The sequence below is a fragment of the Sphingobacterium sp. SG20118 genome (assembly GCF_044740685.1).
GTDB lineage: Bacteria > Bacteroidota > Bacteroidia > Sphingobacteriales > Sphingobacteriaceae > Sphingobacterium.
This window is the reverse complement of the sequence record NZ_CP172826.1, coordinates 4,426,150-4,444,693: the sequence shown is the minus strand read 5'-3', so window position 1 is coordinate 4,444,693 and position 18,544 is coordinate 4,426,150. Positions and strand designations below refer to the sequence as shown.

The 18,544-nt window shown below is 39.0% G+C and carries 13 protein-coding genes; 10 read left to right on the top strand and 3 right to left on the bottom strand.

The window, feature by feature from the left end:
* Positions 1-45: 45 nt before the first annotated feature.
* Positions 46-1,053 (top strand): histidine kinase, encoded by a 1,008-nt coding sequence (locus ACFX5U_RS20340; RefSeq protein ID WP_400261903.1) that lies wholly within the window; start codon positions 46-48, stop codon positions 1,051-1,053.
* A 170-nt stretch (positions 1,054-1,223) separates the two neighbouring features.
* Here the strand turns inward: ACFX5U_RS20340 and ACFX5U_RS20335 are convergent, their stop codons facing one another.
* From ACFX5U_RS20335 to ACFX5U_RS20325, 3 genes are read right to left on the bottom strand one after another with little or no spacing between them, the layout of a single operon-like run.
* Positions 1,224-2,969 carry a RagB/SusD family nutrient uptake outer membrane protein gene (locus ACFX5U_RS20335; RefSeq protein WP_400261902.1) on the bottom strand — a complete coding sequence of 582 codons (1,746 nt, stop codon included), beginning with the start codon at positions 2,967-2,969 and terminating at the stop codon, positions 1,224-1,226.
* 13 nt (positions 2,970-2,982) lie between these two features.
* Positions 2,983-4,137, bottom strand: coding sequence for a hypothetical protein (locus ACFX5U_RS20330; protein WP_400261901.1), 1,155 nt, complete (start codon positions 4,135-4,137; stop codon positions 2,983-2,985).
* Position 4,138: 1 nt separating this feature from the next.
* A complete protein-coding gene (locus ACFX5U_RS20325) occupies positions 4,139-6,133 on the bottom strand; it encodes a SusC/RagA family TonB-linked outer membrane protein (RefSeq protein ID WP_400261900.1) in 1,995 nt (664 codons plus the stop codon).
* A gap of 598 nt (positions 6,134-6,731) precedes the next feature.
* Here ACFX5U_RS20325 and ACFX5U_RS20320 point away from each other — a divergent pair.
* From ACFX5U_RS20320 to ACFX5U_RS20280, 9 genes are all read left to right on the top strand, one after another.
* Complete coding sequence (locus tag ACFX5U_RS20320) at positions 6,732-7,049, top strand: hypothetical protein (protein WP_400261899.1); 318 nt, start codon at positions 6,732-6,734, stop codon at positions 7,047-7,049.
* A 591-nt stretch (positions 7,050-7,640) separates the two neighbouring features.
* Positions 7,641-8,270 carry a fibronectin type III domain-containing protein gene (locus ACFX5U_RS20315; RefSeq protein WP_400261898.1) on the top strand — a complete coding sequence of 210 codons (630 nt, stop codon included), beginning with the start codon at positions 7,641-7,643 and terminating at the stop codon, positions 8,268-8,270.
* 2 nt (positions 8,271-8,272) lie between these two features.
* A complete protein-coding gene (locus tag ACFX5U_RS20310; protein WP_400261897.1) occupies positions 8,273-8,722 on the top strand; it encodes a DUF5675 family protein in 450 nt (149 codons plus the stop codon).
* A 63-nt stretch (positions 8,723-8,785) separates the two neighbouring features.
* A complete protein-coding gene (locus ACFX5U_RS20305; RefSeq protein WP_400261896.1) occupies positions 8,786-9,061 on the top strand; it encodes a hypothetical protein in 276 nt (91 codons plus the stop codon).
* A gap of 10 nt (positions 9,062-9,071) precedes the next feature.
* On the top strand, positions 9,072-9,221 hold the full coding sequence (locus ACFX5U_RS20300) for a hypothetical protein (protein ID WP_400261895.1): 150 nt from the start codon (positions 9,072-9,074) through the stop codon (positions 9,219-9,221).
* Between the two features lie 2,362 nt (positions 9,222-11,583).
* The gene (locus ACFX5U_RS20295; RefSeq protein WP_400261894.1) at positions 11,584-14,823 is read left to right on the top strand and encodes a SusC/RagA family TonB-linked outer membrane protein; all 3,240 of its coding nucleotides are present in this window, start codon (positions 11,584-11,586) and stop codon (positions 14,821-14,823) included.
* 11 nt (positions 14,824-14,834) lie between these two features.
* Positions 14,835-16,604 (top strand): RagB/SusD family nutrient uptake outer membrane protein, encoded by a 1,770-nt coding sequence (locus ACFX5U_RS20290; RefSeq protein ID WP_400261893.1) that lies wholly within the window; start codon positions 14,835-14,837, stop codon positions 16,602-16,604.
* A gap of 379 nt (positions 16,605-16,983) precedes the next feature.
* Positions 16,984-17,496 (top strand): hypothetical protein, encoded by a 513-nt coding sequence (locus ACFX5U_RS20285; RefSeq protein ID WP_400261892.1) that lies wholly within the window; start codon positions 16,984-16,986, stop codon positions 17,494-17,496.
* Positions 17,497-17,841: 345 nt separating this feature from the next.
* Positions 17,842-18,516: a hypothetical protein gene (locus ACFX5U_RS20280; RefSeq protein WP_400261891.1), complete on the top strand. Its 675-nt coding sequence runs from the start codon at positions 17,842-17,844 to the stop codon at positions 18,514-18,516.
* The last annotated feature ends 28 nt before the right edge of the window (positions 18,517-18,544 follow it).

Here is an 18,544-nt window from a genome sequence, read left to right as displayed (position 1 = left end):
GGTAACCCAGATACCTATGTTAGCGTCAAGAGATTGCTTTTTATAATGACGGTTACCTTTATCGCTATCTACCTGTTTTTGGTCGTGCCTGATTCTTTTTCAGGTTTATCCGATTTTTTAGCGACTTTATGCTTATCGGCAGTTTTATTCGGCATAGCCCGTTATATAATATTGCCCTGGTTCTTTAGACTTTCTGGTTTTAATATCGGTCTGTTCTTCCTCCTGTTTATTGGTCATATCTTTATCGTATATGTACTGTTGATCGTGTTCAGTCTGGCTACTGGAGCATTGAAATGGACGCCGGGGAACTGGAGTATCTCTAATTTTTGGGAGGTGATACTCTTGTTTGCAGCACCTCATGTTCTTGCTTTTTTACTGTACGTATGGGAGATAGGGCTTGATGAGTGGTTTATGGGTCGTATGGCTAAAGCACGATTAAAAGAAATGGAGCTAAAAGAAGGGCATTGGCAAATGCTATCCTTGCAGAAGGCAATATCACCGCACTTCATCAGCAATACGCTGTCAGCTATTCGGGTTTTGGTACGTCGTCGTGATGCGGTAAAAGCATTGGATGCCGTAAACAGAATGGCCTGTATTTCTAATTTCTATTTCACGCAACATGCCCGTTCTGTTGTCTCCCTGCGCGATGAGTTGCAACAAGTGGATAATCTGGTGGCTATCTATGCGCTTAGACACGGGATGAAAATTGCTTATCGGGTAAACCTTGACGTTCAAGTGAAACAGGATGTGTTGATCCCCACCATGTTGCTGATCAATCTGGTGGAAAATGCGTTAAAATATGGGGAGGTGGATGATTTGGAGAATCCGATCAGCCTGTCATTGTCGGTTTCTCCTGCAGGAACTGTTTCTATTAAGATCGAAAATCTGGTTAGTGCTACCCCGCTGTATGGAATCGTATCTTTTGGTTCGACACATGAAAGATTACGGAAACAGATTTATCATATGGACGCAGATACAGGTTTCCTCGAGATTACACAAGATGAGTTATCTTACCGAGTAATGGTGTCATTTTCATTGTGTTCTTCTATATAATACTTCGATCGTAGAATATAATAGTGTTATTGGTTACTTCGTCACTTTTTTACTGTTTATTAGGTTAGTTAGTTAGTTAGACTCTACCTGCTCGAAGGTGGCCTTAATCTTAAAAAAAGAAGGGAGTCGATTGTGTTCGACTCCCCATCTTATCATAGGTAGATGTATGATTAATATCCCGGATTTTGGTCTTGGCCCAATGATGGGTTAAGGTCAATCGCTGCTTGTGGTATAGGCATGAGCATTAAACGTTCGCCCCATGCTTTTTTAACAACGATATCGCCATTTGGTGCCTGGGTATCGCCCGACATTGCTTTGCTTGCATAGTCATTGCCGTAGCGGCGGATATCTTCATAGCGATGGCCTTCGCCTGCCAATTCGATACGGCGTTCGTTGCGGATCAAATCAAGCGCTTGTGCTTGTCCCAATGCTGTTGGTGCTTTGGGCATACCTGCACGGGTACGCAATTTATTGAAGGCTTCTTGTGCTTGCCCATCCCAACCCGTGTTTTTTACTCGTGCTTCTGCATAGGTCAATAACACTTCGGCGAAACGGATCGTTGGATAGTCTTCTACACTTGCTTGGTCTTGGTAAGGTGTTAAAGATACCATCTTACGGTAACTGTACCCTGTCCAAGATTCATTACCGTCTTTTCCAGACCACTTTGGATCCCAACGGTAGTAGAATGTGCCAAAGTCGGTCTCATGCCAACCCTTGAATGGGAATAGGATACTGGCATATAAGCGGCTATCTCTATTTCTGAATTCTTTCATATAGGCATCTTTTTTGAGATCCATACCCGCTACTTTAGCGATGTATCCATTTTGATCCAATCCTTCAACTTCTGCTGTTATTTTTGCAAATGAAGTTTGACGTTGTTGTGGATCAACTTTTCTTATGGTTTGACCGTCAATATCCCAGTAAGCATCGATCAGGTCTTGCATGGGCTCGTACGATGAGTAACCTTGTACTAATTGACTCGGACGGATATAAACATATCTTCCCCAGTCAATATTATCATCCTGTGCCATGAATTCTCTGGTCAAGATGTATTCAGGATTGGATGGATTGGCATTTTCATTGTGCCATAGCGACTCATAGCTAAAAAGACCTTTTACGAAAGCATCTCTATCGATTCCCTTTTCCTCGAAATCGATGAACTGATCCAATTCCGCGGCTTCTTTTTGTTGAGCAGCATTTAGTGAAATGACCGTAAATAATTGGTATTGGCCAGACTTAATAACGGCATCCGCAGATTTTTCTGCTTCAGCATAATTTCCAAAATACAAGGCAGCACGGGCACGAAGGGCATGTGCTGCACCTTGTGTGATACGACCTTTTTCATTCAGAAAACTATTGTTATAAGTGGTAGGTAATATCATAGCCACCTCTTCAAGCTCTGTCAGAATGAAGTTTCTGACTTTTTCTACTGGATCACGTTGCAGTAATGGACCGTTGTACTCCAATGTGCTGGTGATCAAAGGTACTTTGCCAAATTTGGAAGTTAGGTTCAGGTAAGAAAACGCGCGTAAGAAACGAACTTCTGCTCGCATACGGGCTTTTAGTTCTTCTGATACGTTGACTGTTTCTACCTTTTCGATAAAGTTATTGAAGATACGGATATCGGTAAAGCCATAGCCTTGGTTATCTTGTGTACTAATTCCATTTTGTTGAATCAATTCGTACGGACCTTCCCAAGGTTTGTGACTATGTGCGTTGTCTGTGGTCATCTCATCCCAAATGTCCATCGCTGGCATCTGTGCATAACATGCATTCAAACCTAAAAAGGCATCATTTTCTGTCTTCCAGTAGCCTTCGGCAGAAATTTCGGAAGGTGGATCGACAACTAAACTACAGGAGGAATTAAAGAATAATAGTCCTGCAGCGATTAATAAAGTGTAATTTATTTTTTTCATCTGAGATAGCAAATTAAAAATTAACGTTTAGACCAAGCGCGATTGATTTTACACCTAAGGCACCCAATCCACGCCCACTTGATGATTCAGGATCAAAATCCTTCATCTTTTTGTCCTGTCTGATGGTGAATAAGTTTTCACCGGATAAGAATACCTTAGCCCCACCTAATTTGATGCGGTTGGCAAATGTTTTGGGTAAAGCATAGCCGAATGTAATTGTCTTGATGCGGAAGTAGTCGGCGTCAAATAACTGGAAGTCCGAAAAATTCTGGTTGTAGTTGTCTGCTGAAGCACCACCATATATGCGCGGATATAAAGCATTTGGGTCTTGGTTTGCCATATTCCAGCGTCCTAAGTGATATTCACGTGGCGCAGAATTCAGAAAGAATGCCGATACTTGTTCCGATTCAAATCCTACGGATGCACCACTGATGCCTTGTCCAAATACTGATAAGAAGAAGTCTTTGTATTCCAGGTTCAGGTTGATACCGTAGGTAAAGGTCGGTACATCCGATCCGATGATCGCACGGTCTTCACCTGTAATATCTTCACCATATTTGACGCCTTCACGTTGGGGCACATACTTGATGTCGCCAGCATTGGGCTTACGACCGAACACGTAGTATTGATCTGCATCGATTTCTGCTTGTGAATACAGTCCATCGGTTACATAACCGAAATAAGATCCAATGGCTTGACCTTCACGTAAAATGTAGCGGATCTTGTCTCCTCCATTCGAGATCATATCCTGAGATCCTCCTAAATTGGCGACTTTATTCTTATTTGTCGTCATGTTGACTGCGACTTGGTATTTAAAGTCACCAATCTTGTTATCGTGTGTCAAGGTCAACTCAAAGCCTTTGTTGCTCACAGCACCAATGTTTTGTGAAGGATTTCGCTCTAAACCGACTTCATAAGGTGTGTTATAGGCTAAAAGGATGTCTTTGGTTTCTTTGATGTAATAATCAGCTACAATACCGAGTTTGCCTTGAAAAAATGTTGCATCCAATCCAAAGTTAGACATGGTAACGGTTTCCCAAGTTAAGCCTCTATTTGCTGGTTTGGATTCTTTTGTACCCGTAACTGCTTTATCATTGAAGTTATAAGCAGGAAATATTGCATAGGTCTGGAAGTAATCGTAGTAGCCTACGTTATTGATGTTCCCCAATTCACCCCATGAAACCTCTTACTTTTAGGTTTTGGATCCAAGATACATCTTGTAGAAAATCTTCCTGATCTAAACGCCAACCGGCCGAGAATGATGGGAAGTATCCCCAACGGTTGTCTTTATGGAAGCTAGAAGAAGCGTCTGCGCGCATATTGGCTTCAAACAAATATTTATTGGCAAAGCTATAATTGATACGGCCGAAATAAGAAAGTAACTTATTATCCTCAAATCCTCCGTTATTACTGATATCAGGTCCTGCGGTAGAGCCACCATTCATATCTATCAGACCATCTGTAGGGAAGTTTTTTCTTGAACCACCTAAGGCTTGGTATCTCATATCTTCATAAGAGGTTCCAGCCAAGATTTTAAAGTCATGATCACCGATGGTTTTGGAATACTCTGCAGTTGCTAAGTATTGCATACGTTGTCTACTTCTCCAGTCCATAGACATCTGGTTGGTGTAGACACCAGTACCCGGAATAGGAGCTCCTGTATTGAAGTTTTTCACTTCATCCTGCAATGCCGTGTAGGATTTACCTTTGTACTCGTAGCGGTTCATGATACCTTGCGCGCTCAAGACCAATCCGTCGATAGGTTTTAGATCAAATCCCAAGTTGTAAATGGTGTTTTCTGTGGTACTGTTTGACCAATTGTTTTTGCTATAAGCCCGTAATGGATTGGCGTTTAGAAAGGATTGCGTAGCCAGTTGACCACCTGAAATACTTCCCCATTCCCCATTCGAATGTTTGGCGACCATGGTTGGCGGGGCAATCAGGAAATTTGCTAGACCGGGTTGGCCATTTTTCACATCGCCCTGGTTGCGGATATAGCTTATATTACCTTTAATCGTTAACCAGTTGGTAACATCGGAACTCAAATTGGTTTGAAAGTTGTATTTTTTACTTTCGGAACCTGGTGTAAATGCTTGATCTTGGTTATAACCCAATGCAGTAAAGTAATTTATCTTACTGGAACCACCACTGAAATTCAAGTTATGATTGGTCGTTGGTACAGTTTTGTCCAAAGCGATATCAAACCAATCGGTATTGGGGTAGCGGTCAGGATCGGATCCATTCGCAAATTTTTCAACTTCTTCCGGAGTATAGGCTTGATTCATACCTAGTTTTGGGTTGCGGTTGAACATGGCTTCGTTCATCAGTTCAGCATATTGGGTCGAGTTCACCACTTTCGGGAGGTATGTCGGTGTTCTATAACCCAGATACCCACTGTAGTTGATGGCCATCTTGCCTTCTGTACCTTTTTTGGTCGTTACCAAAATCACACCATAAGCAGCACGTGATCCGTAGATAGCAGATGAGGCGGCATCTTTTAGAAACGATACCGATTTAATGTTGTTCGGGTCTAGGTTACTGAATACAGTTCCATCAGAAATGGCACCGTCGATGACATAGAGGGGCGAAGATGCACCTAGGTTTCCTCGACCACGCACGTTAATCGCTGCAGCTTGGCCAGGACGAGAAATAACCGTAACACCTGGTGTGGTCCCTTGTATAGCTGAAGCCAGATTGGGTTGTACACGATTCTGAACGGTGCTCAGGTCTAATGATGCGACCGAACCTGTTAGGTTGGCTTTCTTTTGCGTACCAAATCCAACCACGACTACTTCTTCCAGTGCTTGGTTTGATGCCGTAAGATCAATGTTATTAACTAGGCTTGAGATAATTATCTCTTGGCTGTTGTATCCAATTGCAGAAACAACCAGTGTTTGTCCTATGGAGGCTTGAATGCTGAAATTACCCTGATTGTCGGTCGAAACAGATACAGTGGGTTTCTCTTTGACGGTCAAGGTTACGCCTGCTACAGATTCTTGATTCGCAGTGACACGTCCTGTTACGTTTTGCTGCGTAACAACAAGGTTATAGGGCAAGGTTAATTTGGCTGATGCTTCTTGAGTAGCCATTGTGCTGAGCAAGATCAGCGTTGCTAAGCGTGAAGTCTTTCCCCTAAATAGTAAAGGTCCAAGTTGGTTTATCATATTGGTGAGTTAATGGTTTTATGATTGAGTTTAGGGTTACAATCTACAGGGAAAATTAGGTCTTTTAAAATTAGTTTTATAAACAATCGTTTGCGCATATTGCGCATCCGATTGCGCAATATGTGGTGTTTATTTTGCTTTAGATAATTAGTTATTAGTTCGTTTGTATGGTCATCATCACTTGTTAATTAGCGAATCAATATGAAATTCATAGAGATTTTTTGTAATTTTTAATTGTGCATTTGATGGAGATAAAAGTGATACTATAATAGTAATTGGTGTTATATACCATTAACTAATACTTAGATATTACAACATAACTGTGTTAGTGTTCCCTTTGTCACTTTTTTTACTGTTTATTAGATTAGAAAGTTATGCTGTTTACTACTATTATAGTAGCAGTTGTGGACTTGAATCTGCTCTTCGGCTGTAACTTTCATCGTAAATCGTTATCTTCAAGGTAATTATAAACCTTTACCATCCCGTTGTGGAATTTCTATTGTTTTTAGGGGCTTGGCGGACCTTTGAACTGTTACTTTTTTTCCTGGTCCTAGGAGATTCCTCTACCTGTGCGATGATGGTCTTAACACAATAGACCATGAATTTACATATCGTGTTGATGACACTGATCGATAAAATTGAAAAATTGACGGAAGCGTTGCTTCTCATCTATAATCTTCTTACGCTATTTAACACTGTCTCAAGAACTAGGAAGACACCGATAACCGATTTGTCCGAGCGGAAGTTGTGGACACATCTCGAGGTAATGGATTATCTGAATATCAGCTTGTCAACGTATAAAAGGAGGGTGAAAGATGGGCTCCTCAAGCCCATGACACTGACGGGGGATGACCGCTACTTTGAGGAAGACCTGACCGAGGCGATGGAACGCAGCCGAATCAAAGGTAAGGTGTAGCGGAGTTTGCTAGGTGGTTACTTCGTCACTCGTTCATTTCGTTACTATTGCTAAAGTTTGTTGGTTCCGCGTTATGGCGGAAGGTTTTCGACAGGAGAGTAAAGTAATTTGTCGTACGGAAATGTGGTTCACTCACAGCGAAAATAGTCAATTGTATACGGGTAAATCAATCCGACATTAGTCTTTTTGATTCAGCCATATGGAAAGATCAGTTTCTCATTGGTCTTTATGGTGTTGCGCTATGGGGAAACCGAAATTCCAGGAGGAGAAATGATACTTCCACAGAGAAAAATGGAACTGATGTAGGGCGGAATGATTTCCTCAAGTTGGGAAATGACAGGTCTGTTCAGGAGCTTCCTTTCACTATAGCGCGAAATTGCCGTACTGCTGATATTTCTGGTTCAGCATGGCTCAAATGGAGTCAATATCATCCAATCCGATTCAAAAGTTCATTTTTTTTGACCTTGAGGATATGTTTGCCTCATTAAATAAGCTCGCGAGGAATATTTAATGTGTTAATAAACAGATTTTTAATCGATATGTGGGACCTGTTGTGAAACAGATCTGCGTATCAGTCCAATTGACAAAATTATGGCGACAAAAATGAAAGCCCTGATCGGGTTTGCTAAAATGAAAGATGATGAATTGGTTATTGTAACTAAAACCATTATCGGAGCGATGAGTTCAAACGCGAAATACCCTAATCCGACACCGGACCTACCGGACTTGGAGGCTATTTTAGATGAATTTATACTTAAACTGGCGGTGGCCAGAAAGAGAGGGTCTCCGGAAGATACGGCTGTTAAAAATGAAAGCCGCGAACCGCTGATTGTGGCTTTGCAGCAGTTGGGTTATTATGTCAACGGTGTGGCCCAGGGGCATCTTTCGACCTTGCTGAGTTCGGGATTTCCGACCAATAGTGCAGTTTTTGCTAATCAGGTTCCACTAAAAGTGGATAACGTACGCCTGTCGGATGGGAGGCAATCGAGACAGGTAAAACTGGAATTTGCCTCGCAGAAAATAGCGACCATCTATGAATACCGTTTTCGTATCCGTGATGATTTTGAAAATTTGTGGGGCGATCGGTTTACTACGACTTCATCGCGGGGAAATATCATTGCTCCTCTTGAAGTTGGAAAATTTTACGAAGTACAGGTAAGGGCGGTGAATACGCAAGGTACCGGCGACTGGAGCGACGCGGCAAGTATATTGGTCAGGTAGTGATGTTTACACTTATACGTAGGAGACAGGGGAAGAATAGTACGCTGTCTCATCTTTATCTGAACGGGATTTTTATCTGTTATGTGCTGGAAGACGCGATCCGTGAGGTGAAAATCAGGGGCGAAACATGTATCCCAGTGGGAACATACGCATTGGGATTAAATAAAACGGCTGGTATGAATGCGCGCTATAAACAGCTGCATGATGGTATGCATCAAGGTATGGTGGAAGTTAAGGGGATTCCGAACTTCAGTTTGGTGTTCGTTCATATCGGTAATTACCATCAAGATACGGAAGGCTGTCTGCTCACGGGGAGCTACTATCAGTTCTTTGAAGGTGATTATCGGGTATTGCACTCGGCTGCAGCGTACAAAATATTGTATCCGCTTATCCTTGAAAAACTGAATGCCGGAGATTGTTTTTTGGAGGTTAGTAATAGGGTGACCGAGTGACCTAGTAACGGATTGATTAGTAGTGAGTAACGAAGTAAAGAGTAACCTTTAAACTTTTTTAATATGAAAAAATGGTTCAATAAAATAAGTAGGGCAGTACAGGTAATCTTAATGGCTCCGGTGAAGTTGCCAGGTAAGGTAATGAGTATTCTCAAATATGTAGGGCTGGGGCTGGGGGTTATCGAGATGGTGCTGGAGCAACCGGATGATAAAGCTGAGCAACATAATGATACTGCTGAAAAGAAATCGGATTCTGCTGGTTTATCGGAGGAAACTTCTAATGAATTATTGTCGCCTACGCGCACGACAGATGACAAGGAGGTGCGCGATGAAGTTTAATGATCTGCGGATGGGTACGCTGGGTGGTGGCATCTGTTCGATATGGGCATCAATCTCATTTGGAGATGTCTTGCAGACGGCATTGACTGCGATAGTGGGCACATGTGTTAGTGTGTTGGTGAGCAGGTTGTTGGGCCGAGTGATGAAGCAGCGCAAGTAGCTTGAGCTGGATTGATTACTGCTGCAGGATTTAAAATCCTGTATATTGGAAAAGGGTAGGAAGTTTATGTTTTCCTCCCCTTTTTTTATTTACCTGAACTTAAAAAGGGGAGGCTTTTCAAGATAATCTTGTCTTTTTTGTACTTGCTTTAAGGTGAGTTATTGAGCTGGCCTTAAAAAAGGGTACATTTTAAGGTGAGTAAGTTTTCTATTCTATTAATTATACCGCTATAAGTAAAAACAGGGTAGTATCTGACGCTATGTGGTACAATTCGGGGAATGGGGCTGCATATCTTTTAGCCCTTTCGTTATCCACAGTTTGTGGATAAGACTCTTGATTTTGTGAAATGGGCATATTTGTCCGTAAGTTATCCACTTTTTGTGGACGGAGGGAAGCTTATTGTGAATGAGTCTTCTCTTGCTGTTGATATCATGTTGATAAGATGTTAGTTTGTGTGGAAAACTATCCCAATTATCCAGATGAGTCTTTCTTCTTTTCTTTTTTAATTTTAGTTTATAGTCTGGTTATCCATATTTTATCTATTTCTATAAGATTTTGTGTGTAATATATTTGTATTTTAAAATGTGGATTACTTTTTCCACATTTTGTTCACGTGATGTTAAGATAGTTGTGGTTGGTGACGAGTGATTTGCTTGGCAATGTGGTGGGAAGTGAAGAAAATCCGTTAGTTTGTTAACAGCCCGACTTGTTTTTAAGCCAAAATCACAAAATGACCAGATTTTTCCACAATGTTGGTAAAATGGTATTAAGATAGAAAAGGTACTGTTGATAAATTAGCAAAATGACCTTAGTTATCTACGATGTTGGTAAATGATCTGAAATTTATCGAGTTTTTATATGGGGATGATATTGGTAAAATCACAAATCGATGGTACTTATAAACAATGTTGATAAAAGTATGATTTCGGATGAGTGTGATTTCGTTTTGTCAGTAACATCATGATTCGTTTTTAAGCCAAATTCACAATAACACTAAATCTATCAACAATGTTGGTAAAATGGGGATAATTTTCAGTCAAACTCACAAAACGGGAGGATTTATCCACAATGTGGATAAGATGATGTTAAAAATAACAAAGGGGTGGGTGCAAAGTCATAAAACCAGCAAAGTTATCAACGATGTTGGTAAAATGGGAATAATTTTCAGTCAAACTCACAAAACAGGTACATCTATCCACAATGTTGATAAGAGCTGTGATTTTGAATGTAGTCGTGGAAAGATTGGATAGCTTTTTTTATGTTTCTGAACGTTTTTAGTGGCGTTATTCACTTTTTGTTAATAGTGCTGCCAATTTAATGGTATATAAGTGTTAAAAATGTTGATAACATGTTAATAAGTGTATTTGCCGCATTATTTGATAGGCTTTTAAATGTGATTATTTTGTGAATAATATGGACTTATATTCATATTATCGACATATTTGATTCATGCTTTGCCTATTTGTTTGCAATAACCAGTTTGCTATGGAATGTTAATTACTTTTTCAACATTTTGAGTTTTTTGTTAGAAAATATGAAGTTATACACCATTTAGAGAAAGTTATAAACATTATGTTAATAACTGTATTGCCATTTGTGGGAATTTTAGTGTTTTATTGTTGGTAACATGTTGATAAGTGTTGATAATTATTATTGAGGTATAAACATATCGTTATCGTCCCCTTCCATAATATTACTTTATGCACACATAATCTACATTTTGTGTTTGTAAAATAACAATCTCAGTATTATTTGATACTTCATTATGAATGTGGATTACTTTTTCCACATTTTTTTCACATTGTGTGAAAAATCGTATTTGTAGTATGAAAAGCAAGATGAACATACCTAAGGAATCAGAGGGGGATTGCAGTTTTAATGCAACGCATGTAGGTGGAAATACCCACTATGGGGAATAGGTCTAAATAGACGTGTTTCGCTAAAATTTGCTGTATTCGTATTTAACTCCGAAGCTTTGAATACCAGAGAGACAGAAACAAGCTATTAATCATAGGTACTTATTAAGTAATGGTAAAGTGAAATGAATTATTTAAATGGTGTGTTAGAGGAGCAATTGCTATTTTTTAAGGCTGTTAATTAACTAAATCTAAACATATTCTTAATGATGAGTTGACATAGATAGGGTAACCTTGTACCGAGAAAATAAGAGGTGGCAGAGGTAGTGTTGTGTAAGGTAAAAGATGACTGTTATATTCTTGTTTTACTGGGTTGGGCCGATGTTTTTTTATGTATTGCTAGTGACTGACATTGCATTTTCTTTTTATTCTAATTGCTTTAAGTTATCCAGATAACTTAGAGCATGTTGCAAGATTTGAAATTTTCTAAACCATAATAATCAATAATGAATAAATTGCTATCTATTTCTTTATTAGCGGGTGTGCTTTACAATTCCAACACCTATGCTAATAATTTTGTGAAAGTCGATTTTAATAAATCGAGGAGTAAACATGTTCAAAATCGTATTACTGGAACGGTAATTAACCAAGATGGCCAATCGGTAAGTGGGGCTACGGTATCGATTGTAGGAAAAAATATGATAACAACGACAGATGATCGTGGAAATTTCTCTCTCGAGGAAATAAACGAAGCTGTTGTTTTGCGTATTAGTTTTGTTGGTTATACAACAAAGGAAGTTAAGGTGGAAGCAAGGGCTTCCAATTTAAAAGTTACCTTAGAAAGTGATAATACACTGGAAGAGGTGATTGTTGTCGGATATGGAACTCAAAAGAAAGCGAACCTAACTGGTGCAGTGGATCAGGTTGGTTCTGAGGTGTTTGAGGGTAGAGTAATGGCTAATGCAAGTCAGATGTTGCAGGGTGCTGTTCCAAACTTAAATATTCTTCCTGCTGATGGAAAACCGACTCGTTCGCCAAGTTTTAATATTCGTGGTACCACATCTATCGGTCAAGGTGGTTCTGCTTTAATCTTAATTGATGGAATTGAAGGTGATCCATCTACATTGAATCCAAATGATATCGAGTCGGTATCTGTATTGAAAGATGCATCTTCTGCTGCAATATATGGATCTAGAGGTACTTTTGGAGTCGTATTGATCACGACAAAAAAAGCGAAAAAAGATCAAAGCTCAATCGCGTATTCGGGTAGTGTTTCGTTACAAAACCCAGTGACTTTACCGGACTTTGTAACTGATGGCTACCAATATTCAGAACGTTTTTACGAGGCTTATAATGCTTGGAATAACTACTCTTCTGTTCCAAGTAAATTAAATAAAACACAGATCTTCACCTTGGATTGGTTAGAACAATTCAGACTTAGAAAGGAACAGGGCAATACCGAAGAAGTAACCGTAAATCCAAATGGTGAATATGTGTACTTTGGAAATGAAGATTATTATGGTGAATTGATCAAAGATAAAACGTTTGTTCAGGATCATAATGTCTCCATAAGTGGAAATAACAAAAAGCTAGATTATTATCTGTCGGGACGTGTATTTGATAATAACGGTTTGTATCGTCATAATTCGGATACCTATACCAGTTATAATACGCGTGCAAAAGCAGGTCTACAAGTTACGGATTGGCTGAAAGTGAGCAATAATATTGATTACTCTTTTATCAAATATCGGGATCCTTCAACTGGGGGTGAGGGTGGAAATATCTGGAGGAATATTGCGGATGAAGGTCATCCATCTTCTCCGATCTATAATCCTGATGGTTCGCTCTCGTATTCGGCAGCTTATACCGTAGGGGATTTTATCTATGGTAAAAATGGTACGAATTCGGAAAATATCGATCTCAGAAATACGACCTCATTCGAAACAAACTTCTTTAATAATAAATTCAGGATCAAAGGGGATCTGACATTTAGAAATCGCGATTTTTCTTCTACTCGTGTTCGTATTCCTGTACCTTACAGTGTGAAAGAGGGTGAAATAAGGAGATTGGAAACGAGTATGAACGATAATATTTATGATGTTTCTCAAAAATATAAAAACTTGTTTACGAATATATATGCAGAATACGAGGATACCTTTGGAAAGGATCATTATTTTAAGGGGCTGTTAGGGTATAATTATGAACAGCAACAATATGAGTCTACTTACATTACTAAAAATGGTCTTCTTACTGAAAATACAGAGAACTTAAATTTAGCATTGGGCGAATCTGTTACGGCTACTGCTGGATACAATAAGTATCGTCTAGCTGGTGTGTTCTTTAGAATGAATTATATCTATAAGGATCGGTACTTATTGGAAGTGAACGGTCGCTATGATGGTTCTTCGAAATTTCCGAACAATGAGCAATGGGCATTTTTCCCTTCTGTTTCTGCCGGTTGGAGAATTTCTCAAGAATCTTTCTGGGATGTCAACCCGTCCATTATTTCTGATCTGAAGGTGAGAGGGTCTTATGGGTCTCTTGGAAATGGAAATATTAGTCCTTATGCTTTCTTGAATCAATATGGCATCTCTACCTCAGGAAGAGTGCTGAATGGTGCTAAAAATCCTTATACATCTGTTCCTGCTGTGATTCCTAATAATCTAACATGGGAGACTGCTCGTACGGCAAACTTTGGATTAGATCTATCCCTTCTGGATAATAAATTGAGCCTTGTGGCTGATTTTTATTCTCGCCAAACGTTGAATATGTATACCACTGGTCAGCAGTTGCCTGATGTGTTTGGAGCGAGTTCTCCAAAAGGAAATTTTGCTGACATGACTACGAAAGGGTTTGAGCTATCAGTTAACTATAAAGACCAATTTCAGATCGCTGATAAACCATTCAATTGGAGTGTAAGAGCTACGGTGGCTGATTACAGATCCACCATTGATAAATATAACAACGAAACTGGAAACTTAGATGATTATTATGCTGGTCAGCGTGTAGGTGAAATATGGGGATATCAAACCCAGGGGTTATTCCAATCGCAAGCTGAGATCGATGCTGCACCAAAACAAACATTGATTAAATCGTCCAACTCTGGAATTGTGTATCCTGGGGATATTCGCTTTGCGGATCTGGATGATAGTAAGGTGATTGATTATGGAACAAATACATTGGATAATCACGGGGATAAAACGATTATTGGTAATAAAGATCCTCGTTATATCTATAGTTTCAATCTGAATTTTGATTATCAGAATTTCTATTTGTCAAGTTTCTTCCAAGGGGTTGGACAACAACAATGGTATCCAAGTAATGAGTCTATTTTTTGGGGTCAATACAATCGTCCGTACAATAATTTGCCAGCATGGCACGTCGACAATTACTGGACTGAAGAAAATACGAATGGGTACTTGCCAAGATATGCGGGATATAATACTTCTTTGAAACAAACGACTCAATCGCGCTATTTGCAAAATGTTGCTTACCTGAGGTTGAAGAATATTCAGATCGGTTATAATTTCCCGAAATCAGTGACTACGAAAATGAAAGTGCAAGGGTTGCGCATTGGTTTATCGGGAGAGAATCTGTTCACTTGGTCACCATTGTATAAACATACCAAAGATATTGATGTTGGAAATATATATGGCTCTGATCCAGATATTGGCACAGGTTCGGGTGATGGGTTTAACTATCCGATTATGAAAAGTGTGAGTTTTAACCTTTCGATTAATTTTTAAGCTAGATAAAAATGAAACATATAATCTATATACTGAGTATTTTAACCTTTATCCTGAGTTCTTGTGAGATGCATGAACTTCCTGAAGCATCTGCTACGGAGGATGATATTTTTGGAACAGAAAGTGGTCTGAGAACGTATAGTTATTCTTTTTATAATAACATTACGTCGGGGTCCGATGCTTATAAAGGTGATGCAATGTCTGACTATGGAGCAGTTAATAGTTTGAATAATTTTTTAAGAAAAGATGCTTACTCAGCGGAAACGAGTTCTGGTTGGTCTTGGACTGCGCTAAGGAACATCAATCATCTTATCAAAGAGAATGATGATCCTAAAATTTCTGAAGTGGTAAGAAATAATTACACGGGAATTGCCCGTTTCTTTAGAGCTTGGTTTTATTATGACATGGTCGTACGTTTTGGTGACGTGCCTTGGATCGATCAACCAATTGCCGTTGATGAAAAAGAATTGTTATTCGCTAAACGTGATAGTCGTACTTTAGTGATGGATAAGATCATGGAAGATCTGGATTATGCTTATGAGCATATTGCAGCAGTAAATTCGGATGGTACCACGATTACGAAATGGACTGCCTTGGCTTTGAAATCTAGAATAGCATTGTTTGAAGGTACATTTAGACAATACCATACCAAATTGGGGTTGAAAAATACGGCGAGTACGTTTTTTAACCATACGGTTGATGCTGCAACGGAGTTGATGGAAAAAGGACCTTATCGCTTAAATACAGGACAAGGCGTTGAAAAATCACAACGTCATCTGTTTATAAGTGATGCGGTGCAAACAAACGAGGTCTTATTCGCGGTGGCTTTCAGTAAAGATCTGGCGGTGCTGAATGATGCTAATTGGTGGTGGACATCGGCAACTTATGGACCTAGATTTAGCTTAGTGCGTCCGTTTATCAATACGATTTTGAATATCGATGGAACTCCTTATACAAGTCGTCCGGATTTTGAAACAGAAATGTTCTATGATGAAACGCAGAATCGTGACCATCGTTTATCCCAATTGATTCGTACTCCTGGCTATACGCGAAATGGTGTTGCTGCTCCCCCTAACTTTGCAAGTTATACGTATACGGGTTATCAACCGATAAAATATACATTGGATGATTCGTATCATGATAACGGAAGAAGCAATACAAACGCAGTACCATTGATCCGTTATGCAGAGGTTTTATTAAATCTTGCTGAAGCAAAAGCGGAACTGGGGACATTGAGTCAAGGTGATTGGACAGCAACTATTGGTGCATTAAGAGCACGTTCTGGAATTACAAGTGGTATCAATTCATTGCCAACGAAAGTAGATAATTATCTTCAAAAAACTTTTTTCCCACTGATAAACGACCCTATTTTATTGGAAGTTCGTCGTGAAAGACAAGTGGAGCTGGCTTTGGAAGGATTTCGTTTTAATGATCTGAAGAGATGGAATCGTGGCGAATTGATGGCAACTTTGGAGTGGTCGGGAATCTATGTGCCCGTATTGAATCAATTGATCGATCTGGATCAGAATGGAACTTTCGATGTGGTGTTTTATGATGGAAAGGAATCAGCTCCTTCAATCAAGGTTCCTGCTGGTGTAGTTCAGGTGCCAATTGCAGGGAAAAGTACGAATTTCCAAACCTTAACACCAACAAAGCATTTGGAATGGTTTAAGGATCAGCGTAGAAATTGGTATGATGATAATAGACAGATCTTTTACCCAATTCCTGCAACGGCAATTGTTAAAAATAATAATCTGGAACAAAATCTGGGGTGGAAATGATGAATTCATAAATTGAAAAGCAGTAATATTAATTTTTGATTACGTATAAAAAATGAGACGAATTTATAATTGAATTGAGATTAATGAGCCCGATATTATATCGGGCTCATTTCTTTTAAATAAGGGTTTATGCTATCATTGTTTATTACTTAGCTTGTTTTCTTTTAAAAATATTCAAATTTTACGCGTATCTCGCTGTAACTGGGGGGAGCCTTTTATTTTACATATTAATAAAATATTTCAATAAAAAACTTTGATAATTAGGTTGTTGTGTGAAATCGGGTTGTTGTAGTATTTTGATATTGCTTGTTTGGCAAACTATTTGTTATAACAGCAACACCTTAAGTAAAAGGTATCATTAATTATTTTTATTACTATCATGAAAAAAGTACTTCTACCTATTTTTACTCTTTTTATCATGCTATTTGCCCTAAATAATCAGGCGAATGCACAAACACCTTATCGTACCGCTATTGGTCTAGGAATAGACATCGGCAATGGCGAAACATTATTCGGTCCGCAGATCAAACATAATTTTGGTGGGAATGATGCTGTTAATGCGCAAGTATTATTTGGAGATCATATCACTGTTGTTGGTGTTGATTATTCCTATAACGAACGTATTTCTGGCACTCGTGGTCTATCTTGGTATGTTGGTGTCGGGCCACAGGTATCATTTTTTGACTATGACAAAGGGTATAAGCATAACCATTGGAAAAATGATGACACGCATGTAGATTTTGCAATACGTCCGGCGCTTGGTCTAGAGTTTAGAATTCCTGCTGCTCCACTCGCCATGCATTTTGATTGGAAACCATGGTGGAACCTATCACATGGAGCGCATTTTGAACCGTCCAATTTCACTTTGGGGCTGAAATTCGTCCTGAAATAAAGGACATATAATACAAAATAATCGAAAGAAAATTAGCATGATCCTGCTTTAACGTAAAACTTAAAGCAGGATTTTTTTTAGTTGTTTTTCCCTTCTTATTTTATCAACTGCTTACGGTGGAACTAGGCTGCTACAATTGATGAACCTAAGATATGCGTTGGATTTAATAAGTCTTCATAATCACGCGATGGCGTTCTAAAATCACTGTGTACTAAAGCACTTGCAGTATGCCATGTTTACTAAATACCTAGGAGTAGGTATTGATTAGTGATATAAACAGATATAGATTTGAATCAATAACTGAGCTATTATTGATAGTGCCTTATTTTAATAAATATAATTGTTATGAAAAGAATAGTATACTTAATAATTTCCATTGGTTTTGTATATTCAAATCTCTATGGACAGATCAGGCCCCGGGCTAGCTATTTTAATATAGGCTATGTTTCTGAAAAATTAAAACCTGAAGTTCTTCTTGATGGGGAAGTCGCCTTGAAAAGTAAATTTGGCGCTTCGTTAAGCAAAGGAAGAACGTATTTTTTAAATGATAAACCAGTTGCCAAGATGCTTTATTTTGGTCTCGATTGGTCTTTTATTGATCTGAATTACGCATCGTTTAAGTTTGATGATGTTTATCATTCCCCTGAAGGTAGTCCTGGTGAATTGGACTATGAAGATATGGATGCTATCGGGATTCATAAACTTGAACTTGGTATGCAGTTCGGCCCTTCGGTTCATCTCTCTTTTAAGGGTGGTTTTAGTCTTTCCACTTACATCCGTTACTCGCCTGTATATTCGATGTTATATGAGGATAGTGACTTTTCTGGTGGCTTTGGGAATTTTGGTACGGCAGGTATAGCGGCAAATTATAGTGCATTTGCGTTAGGATTTGAAAATAGATGGGGTACTGCAAAACATAATTTTTATCTGGATACGGAAGAACTTGAAGGCGGTGGGGAAACTGAAAAGCAAAAACTAAAATTAAATGGTACGCGGGTATTTTTCTCCTTGAAATTTTAATCGTAACGCCTCTTATGAGCAGATTTAT